The following is a 21,081-nucleotide window of genomic DNA, read 5'->3' as shown; positions in this document are numbered from 1 at the left end:
CTCCAGGACGATCTTCACGCTCTTCGCTCCCACCAATCTCCCAAAATCACAAAAGGCAAATCAGTAAAATCAGCCTAATCAGGGTACCAAGACAACCTCCGCGACAATCTCCCACTAATCTTCCTCTATAGTTTCATTTTTTTCTGAAAGTTTCGTAACTTTGAGAATCTTTAACAACGGTACACCGTTTGCCAAAAAAACTCCCGGATTCCGTGGTTACTGACAGAGGTTACCATATCATCGCAATTGCGGCAACATATAAAATGACGAATTATGATTCAGCCCAACATCCCGGAAACAACACAACCGCGAATCGTTATAGTAGGTGGCGGATTCGGCGGCGTAAATCTTGCCAAACAACTTAAACATGCACCCGTACAGGTAGTACTGCTCGACCGGAACAACTACCACCTGTTTCAACCGCTGCTATACCAGGTATCTACCGCCGGCCTGGAACCAGACAGCATCGCCTTCCCGCTGCGCGGCATCTTCAGAAAACAGCGTAACCTTGTATTCCGCATGGCGGAAGTTACGGGCATCCGCTCTACAGAAAATATACTGGAAACCGGTATCGGTGAAATACATTACGACTATCTCGTTTTCGCCACCGGCAGCAACACCAACTTCTTCGGAAATAAAGATATTGAAGACAATGCCATTGGCATGAAATCCCTCATAGAAGCCGTACAAATCAGGAACTATGTGGTGAAACAATTTGAAGAAAGCCTGCTGCTGCAAAACCCCGAAGAAATAAAACCAAAGCTCAATTTCGTAATGGTAGGCGGTGGCCCGACCGGCGTGGAACTGGCCGGCGCTTTTGCAGAACTCCGCAAATACATCATGCCGAAAGACTATCCTACCCTGCCCCAGTCGTTAATGAATGTATACCTCATTGAAGCAGGACCAAAAGTATTGCCCTCCTTCAGCGAAAAAACATCGCAGCAAACACTGGAAGCCCTCCAGGAAATCGGCGTCCGCGTATTAACCAATACCGGCGTAAAAGAATACGACGGCAAAACTGTTACCCTCAGTACCGGGGAACTGATCCAAACACAATCACTCCTCTGGTCTGCCGGCGTAAAAGGCATCCCGGTAAAAGGTATCCCTGCAGACATTATCCTGCCAAACGGCCGTATCATCGTAAATGAATTAAACCAGGTCAAAGGATTTACCAACATTTATGCGATTGGCGATATTGCCCAGATGACCAATGATCCCCGCTTCCCCAAAGGCTACCCGATGGTGGCACAGGTAGCCATTCAACAAGGCAAAAATGTAGCGCACAACCTGATGCTTTCAATGGAAAACAAACCTATGAAAGGATTTAATTATAAAGATCTCGGCAGCATGGCTACCATTGGCCGCAACAGGGCGGTAGCTGAATTTGCCGGTATGCGCATGAGCGGCTACCTCGCATGGATAGCGTGGATGATCGTACACCTTCTCAGCCTGCTGGGATTCAGGAATAAACTGGTGGTATTCATTAACTGGTTCTACCGGTACTTCACTTACGAAAGAGGTACCCGCATCATCATCAAACGCGGCGCCGCCAATATTGTTAAACTACGCCAAAGCATCGGCGCATAAATAAAAAGCAACAGGGAGATGAAATCATTCATCTCCCTGTTGCTTTTATATACTCCTTACTTACGGTTCAGGATCGAATTCAATGTAATTGAAGACACCAGCTCATCAGATCTTCCTCCCAGCGCCCGGTAGTACAACAAAATAGTATAGTTGTTCTCCGTTTCCCAATGATCTCCTTCCGTCATATCCGTACTGAATTTTGCATTGGGTGTGGTTTTATCTACCATGCCGTAAATATAATTATAGTAGCCCTGCTTCAGGAAAATAGTGCCTTCATAAGCACGACTGGCCCCATTATACGTAAGCTTGTTCGAGTTGTTCAGCTCATAATTGGTAAACTCTCCAAAGATATACATCTCATAACCCGCATAAGGTTCCGGCGCTCCAAATGAAAAATGTACAGACGCATAATCCCCTTCAAAATTAGGATCATAATCATCCAGCGTAGCCAGGTAATATTTTCCGTTGATATCTTTGATAAACTGATACTGCTTATCTGCCCGCTCCTGGTCCATTACCGCAAATACATCTGTACTGTTGCTATGATATTCTGAACGCTGCACCCTTTCGGTTTGCAGCCGGAAACTACGCAGGTCAATCCAGCGATACTCTTTACCGGCGGGCATTATACAGTCCTGTTCCGCATTGTATTTTAAAATGTTGCCGTTAATAAACTGCGGCTTCAATTTGGTGAGTGCATTATCCCAGCGATAGTTCTGCAGCACCACTACTTTGATCTGGTCAAACGGGTTCTGGATATTCAGGGCGCCGGTATTCACTTCAAAATTGATCTTCTGGTGTGTACGGAAAAGTTTGGGGGCAATAGGTTGCTGGATAAACCCGGTTATCCCGGCTTTATTTTCCACCACAAACATCCTGCGGGTAAATGCCAGCTGGGAGGTATCACTATCCAGGTAAACCTTCAACAGGTAGTTGCCCGATTTTACGGGGTAGCTATTGGTGCCCGGCAGCTGCACACTGTAATGGGTATAACGCTGCAGCGATACACTGGATAACTTGTAATTCAGGATCCTGGTTTCTGAAAATCCCCGCATATAATCAAACTGGTTTACCTGGGCAGGCGTCCAGTCGGCGTTGCAAAGCACAAAAGAATAATAATAGTTCTTCACATCGTTATCCAGGTCGTCGAACGACAGTTCCAGTTTTTCTCCGGTACCAATTGTATACATGGGTAAGCTCAACGGATCGCCGCTCTGGTTAAACTTCACGGATTTGATGTTGTTGTAGTATACATGGTCCGGAGTAATAACATTCACTTGTGCCGAAGTGCTGTTGTTAAACAAACAGGAAACAAGAGCTATTGTAAAAATTAATGCTGCTATACGCATACGAGGTAATTGATAGTATTCAAGTTACGATTAAAAGCGGAAAGCTGAAAGCCAAAAGCCAGGTAGCAAATGATCCCGGCGAAGATAGAATATTTATCCCGCCCAATTACCCGTTGGCATCCCTTTTTGCTTTATGCTTTGCACTTTCAGCTTTTCCCTATATTTGTTCCATGCGTTTATCATTTTTTATTGCCAGACGGATTGCTTTCAATAAGGGATCTTCTTTCTCAAAATTCATTATCAATATCGCAGTAGCCGCTACTGCGATCAGCGTAGCGGTAATGATCCTGGCAACAGCGCTGGTAAACGGCTTTCAGCAGGTGATCCAGGAGAAGATCTTCAGCTTCTGGGGACATATTCATATCAATGAATACCAGCCCAATGCCGGTCCGCTTACAGAAGAAATCCCCTTCTACAGCCGCAAAAGCCTGATAGATAGCATCAAAACATCACCCGGTATTAAAACCATCAGCAATTACGCTACCAAATCTGCCATCATTAAATCCGAAAGGGAAATAGACGGCGTCATCTTCAAGGGAATAGACCAGGGATACGACTGGCCGCAGCTGAAACGTTTCCTCCAGGCGGGCAAACTGCTACAGTTTAACGACAGCTCCTATGCACCGGAAATTATGATCTCCGAATACATGGCCAAGGAACTGCAGCTGAAAGTAAATGACAAAGCCATTATCTATTTTATACAGGGAGGCGGATTACCACCCCGGGCCCGCAAACTAACGGTAACGGGCATATTCAAAACCGGTATCGAGGAATATGATAAAACCTATGTGATCGGCGATCTTAACCTGGTACGCAAACTCAACGACTGGGACCCCGACCAGGTAGGCGGCTTCGAGATATCCATCAATAACTACCGCAACATGGATTCCACAGCGCGGTACATGGATAACAACGTATTGCCGGACCAATTGTTCACCCGCACCATCCGGGATATTTATCCGAATATTTTCGACTGGCTGCAACTGCAAAACCAGAATGAACTGATCATCATCGTTATTATGACCATAGTTGCCATCATTAACATGATCACGGCTATTCTCATTCTCATTCTGGAACGTACCAACATGATAGGCATTGCCAAAGCGCTCGGTATGCGCAACTGGGATATCCAGAAAGTATTTGTATACCAGGCGGCTTATATCGTTATACTGGGAATACTGATCGGCGATTTCTTCGGACTGGGCATTGCTTTCCTTCAGCAGGCCACCGGCATTTTCAAGCTGCCGGAAGAATCCTATTACATGTCGGTAGCAGCGGTATCCCTTCACTGGGTGGATATTGTACTGATCAACGTGGGCACCTTCCTTATCTGCACACTGATACTGCAAATCCCGGCCAGGATCATCCGGCGTATTACACCTGTGAAGGCTATCCAGTTTAAATAGTTATTTCTTCCGCGTACTTTTCACATAATCACGCAGGTAACTGCACTGGTCATATGCCCGCTGGTAGAACTTCGTTTGCCCATAATTGCCAGCCAGCAGAGGGAAGTAACGGTTATGCACCAACGCAGTGATATACTGATCACTGTTGCCATTATTAGCCGTATGTTTTTGCGAACAACGGGCAGCCATAAATGCGCATCTTGCCCTGAACTCCTTATCAGTACTGGCCTGCGCTGCTTTGAGATAATAACTCTCTGCTGCGTAGCATCCAAAATACTGCTTCTCAAAAGCATCTTTATCGCATTCCGGGGAATACCACTGCGTAGACGGGCGGTAGTCTTTTACAAAATTCCAGGTTCTGCCATAGTAGGAAATGCTGAATAACGCGGTCGCATAATCGTAGTATACTTTTGCGGGTACCGGCGCTGTTTTCATCTTCTCCTGCAACTGTACCATGCGCTCGCAGAACTGCAGCTGTGTAATTTGTTTTGTATAGGGCGCCTCAGCGCTGTCTACCCCAAAGTCCTGCAGCTGATCATGGAATACCTGGTAAGAAACGGCCAGCGCACCGGGCGCAGCTTTCTTAAACCAATCGCGCGCGCTGCTGAAATCATGGATGCGCATATAGCTTACGCCTATCGCCTGATCCATGTTAATACCTTCGGGGAAGAACCCTGCGAGATAAGATTCGTAGGGTGTTTTAACCGGCTGGTGCAGGAAATCCTTCAGGCGTATTAGCGTGGCCGGGTTCATATCGTTGTTGATTTGATCCATGGAGGTTTGACCAGAAACAAAGTAATCGTTCATCTTCAGCGAATCGCAACGGCCCCGGATCAGTGATTCTTTCACAAAATCACCCTGCTCATGGTAGCGCGGCGCCAGTATGGCAAACAACAGATTACGGTACGTTTTACTAAAAGAGAAGCTTTTATTTTCCCCTCTTCCCCAGCTATCCCAGTAACTTTCAGCGCCGGCAGTTTTTGTATCCAGCCATTTAAAAGATGCCAGCAGCTTCGATTCAAAGGCGCTGTCGATCGTTTTCTGCTGGTTGATGTTTACCAGCAGGTTCACAATTTCCCATTGATCTTTTACTTCCGGATCTTTTGTTTTTACGGCCGCCAGTTGTTGTGCTGCCGCCGGGTAATTTTTACGGATATAGGAAAGGTAGGCAGATGAAACCCGCCATAAGTCCACATCTTTTAATTTGCCCTTTTGAACCAGGCTATCCACCAGGGTTTGTAACCCGCTTAGCCTGGCAAGCAGCTTATTCTTTTCCGCAGGCGAATAATCCTGAATACTCACAATGCCGTTATTCTGTCCATCCATCAGCACCGGGCTGAAGTAAGCATCTTCCAGTTTATTAATTTCTCTCGCTAACAATATATTCAGGGCAGGAGAAGCGGGATCTAATGCGTACACCTGGCGGATGGCGGTTACATCGGGCGCTGGATTGGTAAAGCCGTAAATAGCCGCTACCATTGCCTTTTCATGGTCATCCTTACACAGGGGATATATTTGTTCGCTGCTGGTGTTAGTCCATATTAAACTGATAAAACAGGAAAGCCGCAGCGATGGGGCCATCTCAAACACACGGGAAAACAAATAGGCGCTCTGCACCGAGTCCTTCAAATGCAGTAAGGCGCCTGATTTCAGCGCCAGGGCTTTATAATATACCAGGGAAGACTTTTCTTTTCCGTCAAACAGCTGGTCGAAGGAGGCAACTGCTTCGCGGTATTGCTTACTATAATGTTGCAACCGTACCAGCTGGAAACTATAACGGTCACGGATATCTTTATCCTTTACTTTATCACGCAGCCCCTGCCCTTCTGTATACAATGCGGACAGCAACGGGGTATTGCGTTCCGGTACCGACCACGGATCGGTATTGATCACGGCAGGCTCGCACGATTTCGCAAACAGCAGGTAGCGTGCCGCTTCCCGGTTCTTTTCTTTTCCCAGAAACTGTGCAAAGGTGTTCTTCTGCACACTATCCGGCAATGCGGTACTGCCTTCTGCAATAGCAGCCAGCTGCTCTTTCGGGTAGGTGTAAATACATTCACGTATATCCTTTGCCGTTACTTTGCTGCCTGCATAGTTTTGCCAGTCGGCAACATTGGCCGTTTCTTCTGATGGGGTTGGATCGCCAAAAAAGTTGGTGAGGGCGGTATAATAGAAAGGCTCGTAACCGCCGCCTTTTGCATACGGACTAAAAAAGGAAACGTAGTAGTCGTAGGGGTCCGGTGTTGGCCCGCAGGATAAGGTGTATACTACATTGCCAAAGAAAACGGCACAAAAGCTAATTAAAAAAACGACAAATTTTTTGTAGTTCATTCAATGGATATTTTTTCAGGGTTGTTGAATCAAGATGATAAAATATAATAACCGGATCGGGTGTTTGCAACTGTTTTGCCACTAACTGCGCGGCTGTTTCCAATGCCTGCTGATCAATGGTTTCACGCCGGATCACGCTTCCTTCTTTTAAGGGATATCCATTCAGCGTAGTATCCTTTCTGATGGTGTACAGTTGCTTGCTACCGGCTGCAAAGATAGTGGTATCCTGTAATTCCTCCGTACCAATATTTCTTAAAATACCGGTATACTCCGTTCCGTTGCGGAATAAAACGCTCCAGCTGAATAACGGTAAAGCGATATCCAAAGGTAAGGGATATGCTGCCACCCGTTGTTCGCCCAGGTAGGATTCCATAGCGGATATGTCGAGAATGGAATTATGCGATCCCGGTTTACGCAGGTCGCCCATGTTATAGCACATCAGCAGTCCCCTGTCTACCGGCGGTATGCCGGCGCGTACTTTGTACTTCACCTGGTACATTCGGATGGTAGCGGATACGCGGCGCTCCCGGAAAAAAGGTGTTTGCCGGATCTGTTTTATAAAGGAGAAGTAGGCATCACGGGAAGTTTGGGTCCAGTCGCAATCCAGCTGGATTTCCTTTATGCTGGTGGCGGGCAGGGAATCGCACAGCTGTTCCATCAGCCGGGATACATTGGCCGCCAGCTGAGGGGTTGGGTTTGCCCATATTTCGTTCATCAGGAATACTACCGGCACTATTTCCACGCCGGCAGGGAAAGGGGCTTTCTGTCTGAATATAGCCACCGGCGTGGGCGCTTTGGTAACTTCGTCGATGTCTACATCAAACAGTTTTACATACAGTCGCCTTGCGGGGAGATCCTGCATGTATTTCAGTTCGGCGGTGTTGCCCGTCCAGGTTTGCTTCCAGTAATAAAATGCGGGTGTTACGTTCCGTTTCGCTGCGTGGTTACAGGAAAGCAATAATATGATGAGCAGTATCCGGGGGTTCATGAGTAGTTAAATAAGCAGGCGGCCACAGATAATACCTGCAGCTACTGCGGCATTCAATGATTCGGCGCCTCCGATCCGGGGAATGGTGATCCGGTGGGTGGCCATTGCGGTTACATCTTCCGTTAATCCTCTTCCCTCATTACCTATCAGGATAATGCCTTCTTTGATAACGGGAAACTCTGCGATATTTTTTCCATGCAGGGTAGCGGCAAAAGAGGGCAGCTTTGTTTGCTGCAGCAATTCACGGATATCGTATTCGGCTATACGAACCCGTATCATACTGCCCATAGTAGCTTGTATGGTTTTAGGATTATATACATCCACACAATCCGGCGAACAAATGATCTGCGGAATCCCAAACCAGTCGGCTATACGAATAAGCGTTCCCATATTACCGGGGTCCTGGATGGCTTCCAGCGCCAAAGCTACTGTTCCGGCAGCAGGCAGGGGATTCACAGGAGCAGGCATATCCAGCAAGGCCATCGCCTGGTTGGGGGTAGTGAGCGACGACAGTTGTTTGAGCACAGCGGCATCCACTTCTGTTACAGTACCTGGCGGCATACGGTTTACCAGGGAGTGATGCTGCTCCAGCCAACCGGCCGTTGCATATACTCCTTTCACGGGCATGCCCGCCTGTAGCAGCTCCTGCACAATCTTGTCACCCTCTGCCACATACTGGCTGGATTTTTGCCTGTTTTTTTTGTGCTGTAATGATTGAATATATTTAATTTGCGCCTTTGACAACATGGGGCCAAACCTACACGATTTCTTTTAATCAGCCAAGAAGAGGCATGGTTACCCATTCGTCAGTATTGGCTTTTAAAATTTTTAACAACGTTTTCGCCCGTGATGCAGCTGCTTCCCAATTCAAAAATTTTATTGCTGAAACAATTGCTGCTACTGGCTGTAATACTCACGTTGGCAGCCTGCTCCAATACCAAATATCTCCAGAAAGATCAAACACTGTATACCAGCGCCAAAGTAGATGTAAAGGGCGAAATCCTCAATTCTGAAAAACAGGATCTGCGCAGCTCCCTTTCTTCCAAATCGCTGATGACACAGCAGCCCAATAAAAAACTGCTCAACAGCCGCATCAAAGTATGGCTCTATAACCAGAAGTACAATGAGAAAAAGTCCAACTGGTTCTGGAACCTCATGCTCGCCAAAAGGAACCTGGAAGAACCCGTGGTATATGATTCTGCCAAAACTAAAGAATCGGTGGCACGCATGACCAGCTATCTTCACAACCAGGGCTTCTTTTATGTAACGGTAAATTATGAGGAAAAAACTGCCCGTCGTAAAACCAGTGTTACCTACCAGGTAAATACAGGAAGAAACTTTGTAATAGACAAGATTACCTACACCGTGCCGGATAGCGCCATCCTGCAGCTCGTAAAAGCCAATGAGAAATTATCGCTGGTACAGAAAGGCGTTGCTTTTAAATCGGCCACCCTGGGCAGCGAAAGGGAAAGGCTCACCCGCCTTATCAAAGATGCAGGCTACTACAAGTTTAACCGCGATGCCATAGAATTCAGTGTGGACACGCTTAACAAAGCCCTGTTCCGGAATACCCTCAACCCTTTTGAAGGGTTTGTAAATATCTTTAATGAAAATAAAGGCAGGGATAAGCTGACGATGGATGTGGAAATCCGGATTAAAAATCCGGAAGACAGTACCGATAGCTGGCAAAAGTATCATATCGGTAAAATATACGCCTATCCCGACTTTTCATTGAATGCCAATCCAAACGACAGCTCCCTGAAACAGGACGAACGTAAGTTTATTACCATCCGCTCCCACCAGGAAATACTGAAACCAAAGATTCTTTCCAGATCCATATTACTGCGGCCGGGGGAAGCTTATTCCATACAACGGTATAATAATGCTGTCAATAAATTATACGATATCGGCGTATGGCAGTTTGTAACCCTGCAATACAAAGAACCGAAAGACTCCGTAAACACGCTTGATGCCTATGTATTCCTCACGCCCCGGCGCAGGCAGGAACTGGGGTTAACTTTTGAATTAAGTAACAGTTCGGACTATACACTCGGATCGGGTGTTACCCTGAACTACCGGCATATTAACCTGAATAGAACGGCTACGCAGCTGGGTATGGCGCTCAGTACCGGTATTGAACTGGTACGCCAGGAATCAGGATGGGAACTGCAGTCCAAACAGTTTGGAGGCGAGGTTAGTCTTACCTGGCCACGGTTTGCGCTGCCATTTAATATCAAACAAAGCAACCGCTCCAACGTAAAAACAAGATTAACGCTTGGCGCCAACTACCTCTCCCGCGTAGAGAAGTTTGACGTGACCAGCATCAATGCCTCCTATGGCTACGACTGGAACGAAACCCTTTACAAACGCTGGATCATCCGGCCCATCACCCTTAACTATGTGGGAGTGAGCCTGGACCCTACTTTCCGCGACAGCGTGGTGAATACCAATCCATACCTGAAACGCAGCTTTGAACCGGCACTGATTGGCGGGGAAAGCGTTTCATTTATTTTCAGCAACCAGGACCTGCTGCATCAAAACCACTACAGCTACTTCCGCGTGAACGTAGAAGAATCAGGACTCTGGCTCAGTGGCATCAACAGCCTGATGAACGGCATCAGCGGTAAAAAAACCAACCTGGAAACGCTGACCAATGTAAATATTTCAAATTTTGTAAAGATAGAAGCAGATTACCGTCACTTCTGGAAACTGGGATTACACAGCGGGCTTGCTACCAGGGCTTATGCCGGCGTAGGTATTCCGTACAGCTATTCACAGGTACTGCCCTATATCAGGCAGTTTACTTCCGGTGGCCCCAATAGTATCCGTGCGTGGCGCTTACGTACGTTAGGCCCCGGCTCCTATAAAGATTCCTCCGCAACTGCGCAGGCATTCCCTGATCAAACCGGCGACATGAAACTGGAAGGAAATATCGAATACCGCTTCGACCTGTTGAGGATGTTTGGCGGCAGCGTAAACCTGAAAGGCGCCACCTTCCTGGATATGGGTAATATCTGGATGATCCGGAAGGACTCCACCCGGCCCGGTTCCGAATTCCGCTTTAACCAGTTGTATCACGATCTGGCGATGGGTACCGGCGCGGGCCTGCGACTGGATTTCTCCTTCTTCCTCATCCGCCTGGATTGGGGTATCCCGTTGAAAGTTCCTTACTTCACCGGTAATAAAAACGGCTGGTATGTAAGTGAATGGGATCTGAAAGACAGCCGCTGGCGCCGTGAAAATATTATCTGGAATATAGCTATTGGTTATCCGTTTTAGGAACGGAGTTAGTGGCAATAAAATCCTCCATGTCGGTAGCCTCCGACAAACTGAAATTACCGATACGGGTTCTGCAAAGACTGCTCAGATAAGCGCCGCAACCTAATTGTGCACCATAGTCGTTTGCCAGGGAGCGTATATACGTACCCGTGCTGCATACCACCCTGAAATGTACTTCCGGTAAATCTATTTTAGTGATCTCAAATGCTGCAATGGTTAATTTCCGGGGTTCTACTTTTACATCTACTCCTTTCCTGGCGAGCAGGTAAATAGGTTTCCCGTTTTGTTTGATGGCAGAATGTATAGGAGGCAGCTGCATAATTTCACCGATGAAAGGCTGCGTGGCAGCCATTATAGCCGCTTCATCAAGATGGCTGATATCTTTAAAATTCTCCGGCTCAGACTCCTTATCAAACGTAGGGGTGGTAGCGCCTAACGTAAAAGTGCCGGTGTATTCTTTCTCCTGCGCCTGGTATTCATTGATTTTCTTGGTCATTTTCCCGGTACAGCAAATCAGCAGTCCGGTAGCTAAAGGATCCAGCGTGCCGGCGTGACCTATTTTAGCTTTGGTGATGTTCCTTATCTTACGCACTACATCAAAGGAGGTCCATGTTAAAGGCTTGTTGATCAATATCACGGCTCCTTCCTGGTAATTTGTTTTTTCGTTTGTTTGCATGCCGCAAAGATAGCTATTAGCAGTTAGCTGTCAGCATGCGACCGGTAATTATAGGATTTATTTAAGACGCTGAAAAGCTAAAAGCTAAGCGCTTTTTACTAAATTCACGCAATTTTAGTATACATGGCATTAGAACATCATTTAGACGCAACACTACGGCACCAGCAACAGGTGGACAATTCGCGCGACTACGTGCTGCCATTCATACAGCAGGAATTTCCGCAACTGGAAGGGCTGCGCGTAATGGAGGTAGGATGTGGGGAAGGCGGTGTACTTACTCCTTTGCTGGAAAAAGGGTGCAACTGTGTAGGCGTGGATCTTGCACCGGACCGGATAGAACTGGCCAAAACTTTTTTGCAGAAATATCTCGACAACGGGCAATTAAAACTGATTGCCAAAAATATCTACGATCTGGATTTCCTCGGAGAATTCCGGAATTCTTTTGATGTAATTATTTTGAAAGATGCCATTGAACACATTCCTGACCAGGAAAAGATCATTGGTCATCTGAAACAGTTGCTGAGTCCACGCGGACAGGTGTATTTTGGTTTTCCGCCGTGGTATATGCCTCATGGAGGTCATCAGCAGATTTGCAAGAATAAGTTCCTCAGCATGGTGCCTTATATCCATTTGCTTCCCCGCCCGCTCTACAAAGGCGTATTGCGGATGTTTGGCGAAGGAGATGATGTAGTAATAGATCTTATGGATGTGAAATCAACCGGCATTTCCATTGAACGTTTTGAACGCATTGTAAAGCGCCAGCAATATAAGATTACACAACGCAGGTTTTACCTGATCAATCCTATCTATAAATATAAATTTGGTGTAAGCGCACGGGTACAGTGGAAGCCCATTGCAGCGATTCCTTTCTTCAGGAATTTCGTGACTACGTGTGTGTACTACATGATTAAACCGGAATAGTTATTTATTCCAGATCTCCCACGATGCCTCCGCCTGGAGGATCAGCATTTCGTGTCCGTTTTTGATGGTGGCGCCCTGCGCGGCGCCCCGTTGCAGGAAGGATGTTTCTGCCGGGTTGTACACCAGGTCGTAGAGCAGGTGCCTGGAAGTAAGGTACTGGTAAGGGATTTCAGGGAAGGTATCTGTTTTGGGATACATGCCCAGTGGTGTTGTATTTACAATTACGGTGTGTTCTTCCATTGCCTGCCGGTTCAGTGATTCGTAAGATACTGCTCCGTTTACAGGTTGCCGGCTCACTACTGTATAGGTAATGCCCAGTTGTTCCAGTGCGTACATAATGGCTTTGGCAGCGCCGCCGGTGCCCAGTACCAGTGCGTGCTGGTGATGAGCCTGCAGCAGGGGTTGCAGCGATTTGGTAAATCCGATTACATCTGTATTGTAGCCCGTCTTTTTCCCATCCTTAAAGTGGATGCAGTTTACAGCGCCAATTTGTGCGGCTGCGTCGCTGAGTTCATCCAGGAAAGGGATCACTACTTCTTTATAGGGAATGGTAACGTTCAGGCCATGTAGTTGCGGATGCTGCTCCAGCAGGGAGGTGAATTCAGAGATACCTGGAATCGGGAAGTTATCATATACACATCCTGATATATTTTCCTTTTCAAATTTTTCTTTGAAGAAGCCCTTGGAGAAGGAATGACTGAGCGGATAGCCAATAAGTCCGTAAATTTTCATGCACCAGGTAATTGATCATTACCAATTATGAATTACGAACCGGGGAGCTGTGTTCTCCACAAATCCGCAATTCGTAATTCATAATCTGTAATTATTTAAAAAACTATTCTCTGTCGAGGAACAGGTTAAAAGTATCTCCTCTCAGGCCAATACGCATGGCTTCCAGGGAAATTACTTCATTGGGAGCCAGGTTGCCCAGGTTGGCATTACAGCCTACCAGTTCCAGGAAGTAAAGCTGTTGGGCTTTCTGTGGCGCTTCCCAGATAATTTTTTCTGCGGGGATCTGTGTCAGGATTTCCTGTACCAGTCCTTCGCGTACTTCACCGCTACCGCGGTAGATGCCCACGTTGCCGCTTTCACGGGCTTCTGCAATCACATAAGTGGCGCCGGCGGAGAGCTCAGCACTCATCAGTTCAATCCACTTATAGGGAGGGATAATGTGCTCAGCATCTTTGGAGCCTACTTCGCTCAATACCAGCCCTATTTTCGCCAGTTTTTCAATATAGCCGCATTTTTCCGCATGCGGGATAGTGATAGAGCCGTCGGAAACTTCCATGTAGCTGATACCGTAATCTTTTACCACTTTGATGTATTCTTCAAACTGGTTGCGGATTACAAAGGCTTCGAACAGGGTTCCGCCAAAGTATACGGGAATGTTTGCCGACTGGTAAAGTTCAATTTTTGCGCGCAGGTTGGGCGTAACGTAAGCAGTGCCAAAACCCAGTTTCAGGATATCAATGTGAGGACCTGCTGCGGATAAAAAATTTCGTGCTTCTTCCAAACTCAGCCCTTTGTCCATTACCATAGTCAGTCCATGTGTACGGGGCTTCTTTGTCCTTTCCGGGATTTGTGTCAGATTAAAATTCATTTGAAATATTTTTATCTTCTTATTGGTCAGTAAAACACATACTAATTTTCGCCAGGCACTTCGGGATAGCGTAGATGCAATTTTAGTAACCGGAAATACTATTGACTTTTGTCCATGACAATTAAAAGCCGGCGCAAAAATAAGAAGTATACTTTATTTTATTAAAGTAAATAACACTGGTTAACGTTTGCGGCGATATTGGGCGATCAGATCAACCACACTCACATGCTGTAACACAGCAGGGTCAAGCTCTACGAGCTTTTTAACAATTTTTGGGGCCTGTTGCAGGGCTGTTTCCAGGTGCAGTAACCCTTCTTTTGTTTTACCCATAGCTATCAGGATAGCCGCCCGGTAATAGATAAAAATGGGTTTGCGGCCGGCCTTTTCCTCTGCTATGGCCAATTGTACAAGGGCTTCCTCGAGGAATCCGGATACATAGAGTCCCTTTAACAGTTCCTGCCAGGTAACGGCGCTTTTTGGCCTGGTACGTACGGCATTCATGAAATGAACCAGTGCATCCTTGTTCTTTCCAAGCTCCAGGTAGCATTCACCCAGGCTCATATTATACTCTGCGTTGGTTTTATTTATTTTCAGTGCGCTCAGTAACGATTTGGCGGCATTTTCCCAGTTGGCTTCCATCATATAGGCCACTGCAATCTTGTAGTACAGCTTATCATCGCTGGGGCTCAGATGCGAGGCTTTACGGTAATAATAACGCGCCTGGGTAAATTTGCGTTGTCTTTCGTAACAATGGCCGATGGCTTCATAGATGACATCCTCCGGCTTGGCAATTTCCAGATGTTTCTGGAGCACTTCTATGGCTTCGGCATACTTACGCAGGCGGATATACGCATCGCCCATATTACGGTAGGCATAATCGAATTTCTCATCAATAGCTACTGCGTATTGATATGCATCGATCGCCTTCTCGTATAACTTCAGTCCCTGGAACGCTGTCCCCAGGTTAAACCAGGCCAGCTGGTTATAGGGATGCTCGTCGATAATGGCGCTGTGCAAACGGATGCTCTCTTCATTTCGACCGGTAAATTCTGTCCAGAAACAGATTTTATGCAATGCTTCTTCACTGGTAGGATCGTACTCCAGCGCCAGTTTCAGGCAATCGAATACTTTTTCAAACTCCTCCCAGTCGTCGTATACATCGGCCAGTTCCAGCAATAATTCCGTCCTGTCTTCTCCCGAAAACTGTTCAATCTGTTCTTCCAGCACAGCAGCTGCCTTCTGGTGCTGGTTCAGCGCCAGGTAAACGTCTGTTTGCAGTATATAAAGATTGATATCAGTACGGTCCAGCACTTCTGCTTTTTCCAGCAAATCCAATGCTTCCTTGTATTTTTTGGTTTCTATCAGTAAGTTGGCCTTTTTGAGAAGTAGAGTGGAGGAATAAGGGAATTGTTCGATGGCTATTTCTGCCGCCTGCAATGCGATCGGCATTTCGTCATGCTCGTCATAATAGTCTATGATCTGCTCAAATGAATCTTCGTCCAGAAAAGAATGAGACTTACCAGCCCTGAGGTTTTCAAACTGCTGCAACAAGTCTCTCAGATCATCAAAATCCTCGTTTAAAAATGAAAAGTCTTTACTCATTACTGTAAATATAGTACTTTTATTTATGCCCAAATATGGGGTGGATTCTATGTGCTAAAAAATTTTTAACAATTCTTTGTGATTTCTTCGTATCTTGCGTTAAGAATATGTTATATAATATATCAAAAAGTTTGTACATTTGTGTTACAATGAAAGCGAAAACATACATATCACGCACCTTTTCATTGTCTTGCTTGTTAGCGGGCGCATTAGCGTTTTTTGCTCTCAATGCGGCGGCAAATAATGGCTTTTTGCCCACCGATAATAACAAAGACAAAGTGAAAAAAACAGCTGACAGCCAACATTTTGTGCTGAATACAGCTATGCCCAAAACCAATCTGAGCCTCGACGCTGGCTACCGCTTTTCCGGTACCTTCAACTCAGACTTTAAGTTTACTACTACCAATAACTATAATAACGTCATTAACCTGAAAGCGGTGATGACCTATACGAAAGGTAATGTCACTTATGTAGTACCATCCAATGTCCAGGTGCAATCACAACCTCCTGGAAACATGAACTTTCAGAAACTGCAGATTATTCTGCCGCTTAAGAAAGGGTAATAAACTTAACGTTTCTTCAATTACAATATGGGCCGGTTAAAAAGTTAAACAGCTTTTTAACCGGTCCTTTTTTTGGGCGTTACATATTCTGCAATTCCTTCTGACTCACTTCCTTATAGCCCGTTTTAGGCACATCAAAATAAGAAGCAGGAATCGGGTATAATTCTATCTTCACCGCTACTACCCTGGTTTTAGATCCTGTTTTGGTAATAATCTCAAATTCCAGCGGAATTCCCTTCAGGTTCACAAAGCGACGGTTATACTGCTTATTCTCCGGCACCAGGTCGAGCGCATAATATACCTCAAAGGTTTTACCATCGGGCATGGTACCAATCGCTTTCCTGCAATCGTAGCCCGCCACCTTTTTGGTTTCAGACTGGTCCTCGAACCGGATACTTTCGTATTGCTTCAGGTCCTTCTGGTATTGCTCTTTCCCGGCGCGTATCAGGTACTTATTCCCATGCTGATCTATCAGCGTGGTCATTGTTTCTGCTTTGCTGTTGATCAGGTAAGTGTAGTGAACAATATTGAAATTCATATCAATCCTGCTCAGTGGCCCACGCATATATTGGGTGAAGGTGCTGCCTTCCAGCATAGCATCCATCTGCAGTTGCTCTGGCGGCAGTTCCATTTTGTAAACAATCTTTGCATCTGAAATAACACGCTGCGCCAGCAGTGAGCCGGTGCTACACAGGAAGGTAAAAGTTAATAACAACCGATATAACATAGTGTGGTGTATTAATAATAAAATGGCAATCAGTGACCCATTACCAGTTAAGCTTCTCTTTGTTTAAAAACGCGGCTATTCCGCGTTTACAGTCATCATGGCCGCGGGTGGCAGCATTCAGTATGGCTGCGTGCGCCAACCCTTCCGCTACCGGTAAGTCCAACACTGTGCCAATCAATTTTTTGGTCACCTTCAGGGAATTGGCAGAAGCTTCATTACATAGGCTGGCAGCCACTTTCGCTACCTTTTGGGCTATTTCTGACGCGGGTACCACCGCTGTGATCAGGCCATCGGCAGCCGCTTTTTCAGCCGTTACCAGTTTACCGGTCAACAATAGCTCCCGGGAGCGGCCCTCTCCTATTTTACGAACCAGGAAAACAGCCACCAGGGCAGGAATAAACCCGATTTTTACCTCGGTATATCCCATCAGCGCATCCGGTACCGCGTAACTGAGGTCGCACAGGGTCACCAACCCGCAACCACCGGCAACAGCATGCCCTTCCACCTGGCCAATCACTATCTTATCAAGATCATAAATCTCCCGGAATAACTGCATCAGTTCCCGGGAATCAGCGAGATTTTCATCATAGGTATTTTGCTGCAGCAGCTGCAGATATTCGAGATCGGCGCCTGCACAGAAAGCCTCCCCGTTCCCCTTCAGCACTACTACTTTCACGGCTTCATCGGCAGCCGCCGCACGGAATGCGGCACGGAGTTCTGCTACCATTGGCCCGTTGAGCGCGTTACGCTTCTCCGGCCGGTTCAGGGCGATGGTGGCTACCCGTTCCGCTACAGTATACTGGATAAAAGAAAATGCCATAAACAAAGAATTATAAGCCTTGTTTATGGCAATCTAAGCAAAAAAAATTTAATGGGTAATCTCCTGTATTACCTGACCTACATTACCGCTGGGCATCTGGATATGCAGCAAAGCAGCCAGGGTAGGTGTAATATCCGTCATACCTACTGTACGGTTGGTTTTACCGGGACGAACGCCCCAGCCCATCCATACCAGCGGGATATGCGCATCATAAGGGTACCATAATCCGTGGGTAGTTCCCACATTGCCACCATCGATATAACCCGGTGTTAGTACTACCTGTATGTCGCCGCTTCTTTTAGTATTAAAACCGTTAGACAGCATGGTACGCATGGGTTCCGGCAAGGTGGTGCCCATGAGGTTATCTATGGAAAAGGCTTTGGCAATAGCAGGTGATTTCAGCAGTTCCCGGATTATAAACTGCCGGATGTCTGCCTCACTTTTACCTGCCTGCTCAATAGCATCATGGTTCAGCCAGAACTGGTAATTATCAGCGCCTTTCACCACATTTTTCACTCCAAACTTCGCCGCTACCTGGTCGTTCAGGGAGGCCACGGCAGCTTTATCGTCCCAGGCGCCGCCCGGTAGCTTGTTTTCTGCCATAAATCCGGGGACATGCGCCACGCCATGATCTGCTGTGATAAAGAACAGGTATTGCCCCTTGCCTACTTTCGCATCGAGATAGGTGAAGAATGCGGCCAGGTCCTGGTCCAGGCGCAGATAAGTATCTTCTGCTTCTATTGAATTGGGGCCGAACTGGTGACCTACATAATCAGGGGAAGAAAGACTGATAGCCAGCAAATCCGTTACCGGACCTTTTCCCAGGCCATAAGCTTCCATTGCTTTTTTGGCAAATTCCAGCGTCATGGTATTACCATAAGGAGAAGCCGAAATAGCCGTATTGGCGATTTCCGACAGGTTATGCGGGAAGGAGGTGTTAGTGGCATTTTTATATTTTCCTTCGTAAGGCTTTTCATCGGCCGTACTAAGGGTATAGGTAGATACAGGATACAGTGTGGTCCATGGTTTGCTGAGATATTGCTGCGGGAATTTCTGCTGGTTAAATTCCTGCGCCCATACAGGCAGTTCATTCATGTAGTAAGTGCTGCTCACCCAGTTACCGGTGCCGGCATCATACCAGAAAGCCGCGTTGGCACTGTGTCCGGCAGGAAGAATAGCGCCGCGGTCTTTAATTGCTACACCTATCACCTTACTCTGGAAATTATTGGATAACTTCAACTCGTCGCCGATGGTGGTTACCAGCATATTCCGGGGGCTCATTTTACCGGCGGCGGAAGAGCTGCCAACGGTTGTTACCGTGGTGTCTTCTGCACAGTACATAGTACGGCCCAGTTCGGGACTGTACCAGGTGTTGCCGATAATACCGTGGATAGCAGGCACGGAGCCCGTATACACACAGGTGTGACCGCAGGCAGTGATGGTAGGTGTGTAATTGATCAATGTGTTTTCACAGGAAAAACCGTCCTGCAGTAAACGCTTAAAGCCACCGGCGCCATACCTGCCGGCATAGCGGTACAGGTAGTCCCACCGCATCTGGTCTACTACCATGCCTACAATGAGTTTGGGACGGGCTGTCGTGTTGGTGTTTTTAGCAGGGGAAAGCGGCTTTGGAGCAGCGTTCTGCGCTTGGCCGGCCGTAGCAGATAACAGGAATGCAGCTGCCAGGAAATGTGTAAATTTCATTAGATTGTAATAATTTAAAAGTCACTGTAACACAACAAGATAGACTGTCATGTCGCATCAATAAATGCATAAAATGGCTTGCGCCAAATGTAAACCAAGTTTACAAAAAGTAATATTTTAATACCTTTGTGTCCATTTTAAATGGAATGAATTAACCATTACATAATATATCGTATGGATATTTTCGAGAAACTGCTGAAACATCTGGGCCCTATCGGGGAACATTCAGACAGAGCCCACGGCTATTTTGCCTTTCCTAAACTGGAAGGAGAAATAGGCCCCCGCATGAACTTCCGGGGTAATGAAAAGATTGTATGGAGCCTGAACAACTATCTGGGTTTGGCCAACCACCCGGAGGTGCGCGCTACCGACGCCAAAGCTGCTGCAGACTTTGGAATGGCGTCTCCGATGGGAGCGCGTATGATGAGCGGAAATACCAACTACCATGAGCAGCTGGAAAATGAGCTGTCTGATTACATGGGTAAAGAAGCGACTACCTTACTGAACTACGGCTACCAGGGCATCATGAGTGCCATTGATGCGATAGTAGGCCGCAGGGATGTAATTGTGTATGACGCAGAGTGCCACGCCAGTATCCTGGATGGTTTACGCCTGCACCCCGGCAAACGTTATGTGTTCAAGCATAACGATATGGAAGATTTCGACAAGCAGATGAAACGTGCAACTGAACTGGCTAAAACCCAGGGTGGTGGTATACTTGTGGTAACAGAAGGCGTGTTTGGCATGGCCGGCGACCAGGGTAAACTGAAGGAAATTGCTGCGTTTAAAGATAAATATGAGTTCCGCCTGCTGGTTGATGATGCCCACGGCTTTGGAACAATGGGTAAAACCGGCGCCGGTACCGGCGAAGAACAGGGCGTTCAGGATAAGATCGACCTGCTGTTCAATACCTTTGCAAAATCCGGTGCATCTATCGGCGCTTTCATCAGCGGCGAAAAACAGATCATCAATTACCTGCGCTATAACATGCGCTCCCAGATCTTCGCTAAATCTATTCCGTTACCAATCGTTATCGGTCACCTGAAACGTGTGCAGCTGATGCGTCAGCATCCTGAAATGAAAGCTAAGCTGTGGGATAATGTGAATAAACTGCAGAATGGCCTGAAAGAACGTGGATTCAATATTGGCAGAACCAATTCACCGGTAACGCCTATCTACCTGCAGGGCGATATTCCTGAAGCTACTGCGATGTGCCTGGATCTGCGCGAAAACTATAACATCTTCTGTTCTATCGTGGTATACCCAGTTATTCCAAAAGGACAGATCATTTATCGCCTGATCCCAACCGCTGCACACAGCGATGAGGATATTGAACTTACCCTCAAGGCATTCAGCGAAACCAAAGCAAAACTGGATGAGAAAGTTTACCAGGTGGCGGAAATCCCGATGGTATAACTGACACACACTATAATATTAAAAGCCTTCCTGCTTTCCAGGAAGGCTTTTCTATTTAAAATGGGAAAAGGCCAGAGGGGTTATGGCAAAAGAAGGTACGGCAAAATAATCG

17 protein-coding genes are annotated in these 21,081 nt (G+C 46.7%); 6 read left to right on the top strand and 11 right to left on the bottom strand.

Annotated features, from left to right (window positions below; translation table 11 throughout):
• The first annotated feature begins 273 nt into the window (after positions 1 to 273).
• Positions 274 to 1,587: an NAD(P)/FAD-dependent oxidoreductase gene (locus tag V7S65_RS29305; RefSeq protein ID WP_111577855.1), complete on the top strand. Its 1,314-nt coding sequence runs from the start codon at positions 274 to 276 to the stop codon at positions 1,585 to 1,587.
• A 56-nt stretch (positions 1,588 to 1,643) separates the two neighbouring features.
• On the opposite strand, the gene V7S65_RS29300 is transcribed toward V7S65_RS29305, so the two are convergent.
• Positions 1,644 to 2,936 carry a type IX secretion system plug protein gene (locus tag V7S65_RS29300; RefSeq protein ID WP_079470713.1) on the bottom strand — a complete coding sequence of 431 codons (1,293 nt, stop codon included), beginning with the start codon at positions 2,934 to 2,936 and terminating at the stop codon, positions 1,644 to 1,646.
• Between the two features lie 170 nt (positions 2,937 to 3,106).
• Between V7S65_RS29300 and V7S65_RS29295 the strand changes: the two genes are divergently transcribed.
• Positions 3,107 to 4,342: an ABC transporter permease gene (locus V7S65_RS29295; RefSeq protein WP_336389094.1), complete on the top strand. Its 1,236-nt coding sequence runs from the start codon at positions 3,107 to 3,109 to the stop codon at positions 4,340 to 4,342.
• On the opposite strand, the gene V7S65_RS29290 is transcribed toward V7S65_RS29295, so the two are convergent.
• Genes V7S65_RS29290 through V7S65_RS29280 form a run of 3 tightly spaced genes read right to left on the bottom strand, consistent with a single transcriptional unit; the run spans position 4,343 to position 8,408 of the window.
• The gene (locus V7S65_RS29290; RefSeq protein ID WP_336389095.1) at positions 4,343 to 6,673 is read right to left on the bottom strand and encodes a hypothetical protein; all 2,331 of its coding nucleotides are present in this window, start codon (positions 6,671 to 6,673) and stop codon (positions 4,343 to 4,345) included.
• On the bottom strand, positions 6,639 to 7,661 hold the full coding sequence (locus tag V7S65_RS29285; RefSeq protein WP_336389096.1) for a hypothetical protein: 1,023 nt from the start codon (positions 7,659 to 7,661) through the stop codon (positions 6,639 to 6,641). Before V7S65_RS29285 ends, V7S65_RS29290 begins: the two co-directional genes overlap by 35 nt.
• A gap of 6 nt (positions 7,662 to 7,667) precedes the next feature.
• On the bottom strand, positions 7,668 to 8,408 hold the full coding sequence (locus V7S65_RS29280; protein WP_079470716.1) for a TrmH family RNA methyltransferase: 741 nt from the start codon (positions 8,406 to 8,408) through the stop codon (positions 7,668 to 7,670).
• A 102-nt stretch (positions 8,409 to 8,510) separates the two neighbouring features.
• Between V7S65_RS29280 and tamL the strand changes: the two genes are divergently transcribed.
• The gene (tamL, locus tag V7S65_RS29275; RefSeq protein ID WP_336389239.1) at positions 8,511 to 10,940 is read left to right on the top strand and encodes a translocation and assembly module lipoprotein TamL; all 2,430 of its coding nucleotides are present in this window, start codon (positions 8,511 to 8,513) and stop codon (positions 10,938 to 10,940) included.
• On the opposite strand, the gene truB is transcribed toward tamL, so the two are convergent.
• The gene (truB, locus tag V7S65_RS29270; protein WP_079470718.1) at positions 10,921 to 11,616 is read right to left on the bottom strand and encodes a tRNA pseudouridine(55) synthase TruB; all 696 of its coding nucleotides are present in this window, start codon (positions 11,614 to 11,616) and stop codon (positions 10,921 to 10,923) included. The genes tamL and truB overlap by 20 nt on opposite strands.
• A 123-nt stretch (positions 11,617 to 11,739) precedes the next feature.
• On the opposite strand from truB, the gene V7S65_RS29265 reads away from it, so the two are divergent.
• The gene (locus V7S65_RS29265; RefSeq protein ID WP_079470719.1) at positions 11,740 to 12,537 is read left to right on the top strand and encodes a class I SAM-dependent methyltransferase; all 798 of its coding nucleotides are present in this window, start codon (positions 11,740 to 11,742) and stop codon (positions 12,535 to 12,537) included.
• Here the strand turns inward: V7S65_RS29265 and V7S65_RS29260 are convergent, their stop codons facing one another.
• The 3 genes from V7S65_RS29260 to V7S65_RS29250 all read right to left on the bottom strand — a co-directional run bounded on the left by V7S65_RS29260 (position 12,538) and on the right by V7S65_RS29250 (position 15,739).
• Positions 12,538 to 13,269 carry a shikimate dehydrogenase family protein gene (locus V7S65_RS29260; RefSeq protein ID WP_079470720.1) on the bottom strand — a complete coding sequence of 244 codons (732 nt, stop codon included), beginning with the start codon at positions 13,267 to 13,269 and terminating at the stop codon, positions 12,538 to 12,540. It abuts the gene before it with no gap.
• Positions 13,270 to 13,372: 103 nt separating this feature from the next.
• Positions 13,373 to 14,137 carry a phosphosulfolactate synthase gene (locus V7S65_RS29255; protein ID WP_079470721.1) on the bottom strand — a complete coding sequence of 255 codons (765 nt, stop codon included), beginning with the start codon at positions 14,135 to 14,137 and terminating at the stop codon, positions 13,373 to 13,375.
• Between the two features lie 180 nt (positions 14,138 to 14,317).
• Positions 14,318 to 15,739, bottom strand: a complete 1,422-nt coding sequence (locus tag V7S65_RS29250; protein ID WP_079471000.1) for a tetratricopeptide repeat protein — start codon at positions 15,737 to 15,739, stop codon at positions 14,318 to 14,320.
• Between the two features lie 278 nt (positions 15,740 to 16,017).
• On the opposite strand from V7S65_RS29250, the gene V7S65_RS29245 reads away from it, so the two are divergent.
• Entirely contained in the window at positions 16,018 to 16,302 is a 285-nt protein-coding gene (locus V7S65_RS29245) for a hypothetical protein (RefSeq protein ID WP_133256166.1), read from the top strand.
• A gap of 79 nt (positions 16,303 to 16,381) precedes the next feature.
• Here V7S65_RS29245 and V7S65_RS29240 read toward each other — a convergent pair whose 3' ends face one another.
• From V7S65_RS29240 to pafA, 3 genes are read right to left on the bottom strand one after another with little or no spacing between them, the layout of a single operon-like run.
• Positions 16,382 to 17,029, bottom strand: coding sequence for a hypothetical protein (locus V7S65_RS29240; protein WP_079470724.1), 648 nt, complete (start codon positions 17,027 to 17,029; stop codon positions 16,382 to 16,384).
• A 40-nt stretch (positions 17,030 to 17,069) separates the two neighbouring features.
• The gene (locus V7S65_RS29235) at positions 17,070 to 17,849 is read right to left on the bottom strand and encodes an enoyl-CoA hydratase/isomerase family protein (RefSeq protein ID WP_336389097.1); all 780 of its coding nucleotides are present in this window, start codon (positions 17,847 to 17,849) and stop codon (positions 17,070 to 17,072) included.
• Between the two features lie 48 nt (positions 17,850 to 17,897).
• Entirely contained in the window at positions 17,898 to 19,553 is a 1,656-nt protein-coding gene (pafA, locus tag V7S65_RS29230; RefSeq protein ID WP_336389098.1) for an alkaline phosphatase PafA, read from the bottom strand.
• A 174-nt stretch (positions 19,554 to 19,727) separates the two neighbouring features.
• Between pafA and V7S65_RS29225 the strand changes: the two genes are divergently transcribed.
• Positions 19,728 to 20,969 carry an aminotransferase class I/II-fold pyridoxal phosphate-dependent enzyme gene (locus tag V7S65_RS29225; RefSeq protein ID WP_111577865.1) on the top strand — a complete coding sequence of 414 codons (1,242 nt, stop codon included), beginning with the start codon at positions 19,728 to 19,730 and terminating at the stop codon, positions 20,967 to 20,969.
• The last annotated feature ends 112 nt before the right edge of the window (positions 20,970 to 21,081 follow it).

Source organism: Chitinophaga sp. CCNWYY40, from assembly GCF_037483205.1.
Taxonomy (GTDB): Bacteria; Bacteroidota; Bacteroidia; order Chitinophagales; family Chitinophagaceae; genus Chitinophaga; species Chitinophaga ginsengisegetis.
Note: the sequence above shows the minus strand (reverse complement) of the source record. Positions and strands in the feature narration are given on the sequence as shown.

Bases quoted from the DNA above. Each gene is read 5' to 3' on its own strand.
- V7S65_RS29305 (WP_111577855.1), top strand. From the start codon at position 274: ATGATTCAGCCCAACATCCCGGAAACAACACAACCGCGAATCGTTATA.
- V7S65_RS29300 (WP_079470713.1), bottom strand. From the start codon at position 2,936: ATGCGTATAGCAGCATTAATTTTTACAATAGCTCTTGTTTCCTGTTTG.
- V7S65_RS29295 (WP_336389094.1), top strand. From the start codon at position 3,107: ATGCGTTTATCATTTTTTATTGCCAGACGGATTGCTTTCAATAAGGGA.
- V7S65_RS29290 (WP_336389095.1), bottom strand. From the start codon at position 6,673: ATGAACTACAAAAAATTTGTCGTTTTTTTAATTAGCTTTTGTGCCGTT.
- V7S65_RS29285 (WP_336389096.1), bottom strand. From the start codon at position 7,661: ATGAACCCCCGGATACTGCTCATCATATTATTGCTTTCCTGTAACCAC.
- V7S65_RS29280 (WP_079470716.1), bottom strand. From the start codon at position 8,408: ATGTTGTCAAAGGCGCAAATTAAATATATTCAATCATTACAGCACAAA.
- tamL (WP_336389239.1), top strand. From the start codon at position 8,511: ATGCAGCTGCTTCCCAATTCAAAAATTTTATTGCTGAAACAATTGCTG.
- truB (WP_079470718.1), bottom strand. From the start codon at position 11,616: ATGCAAACAAACGAAAAAACAAATTACCAGGAAGGAGCCGTGATATTG.
- V7S65_RS29265 (WP_079470719.1), top strand. From the start codon at position 11,740: ATGGCATTAGAACATCATTTAGACGCAACACTACGGCACCAGCAACAG.
- V7S65_RS29260 (WP_079470720.1), bottom strand. From the start codon at position 13,269: ATGAAAATTTACGGACTTATTGGCTATCCGCTCAGTCATTCCTTCTCC.
- V7S65_RS29255 (WP_079470721.1), bottom strand. From the start codon at position 14,137: ATGAATTTTAATCTGACACAAATCCCGGAAAGGACAAAGAAGCCCCGT.
- V7S65_RS29250 (WP_079471000.1), bottom strand. From the start codon at position 15,739: ATGAGTAAAGACTTTTCATTTTTAAACGAGGATTTTGATGATCTGAGA.
- V7S65_RS29240 (WP_079470724.1), bottom strand. From the start codon at position 17,029: ATGTTATATCGGTTGTTATTAACTTTTACCTTCCTGTGTAGCACCGGC.
- V7S65_RS29235 (WP_336389097.1), bottom strand. From the start codon at position 17,849: ATGGCATTTTCTTTTATCCAGTATACTGTAGCGGAACGGGTAGCCACC.
- pafA (WP_336389098.1), bottom strand. From the start codon at position 19,553: ATGAAATTTACACATTTCCTGGCAGCTGCATTCCTGTTATCTGCTACG.
- V7S65_RS29225 (WP_111577865.1), top strand. From the start codon at position 19,728: ATGGATATTTTCGAGAAACTGCTGAAACATCTGGGCCCTATCGGGGAA.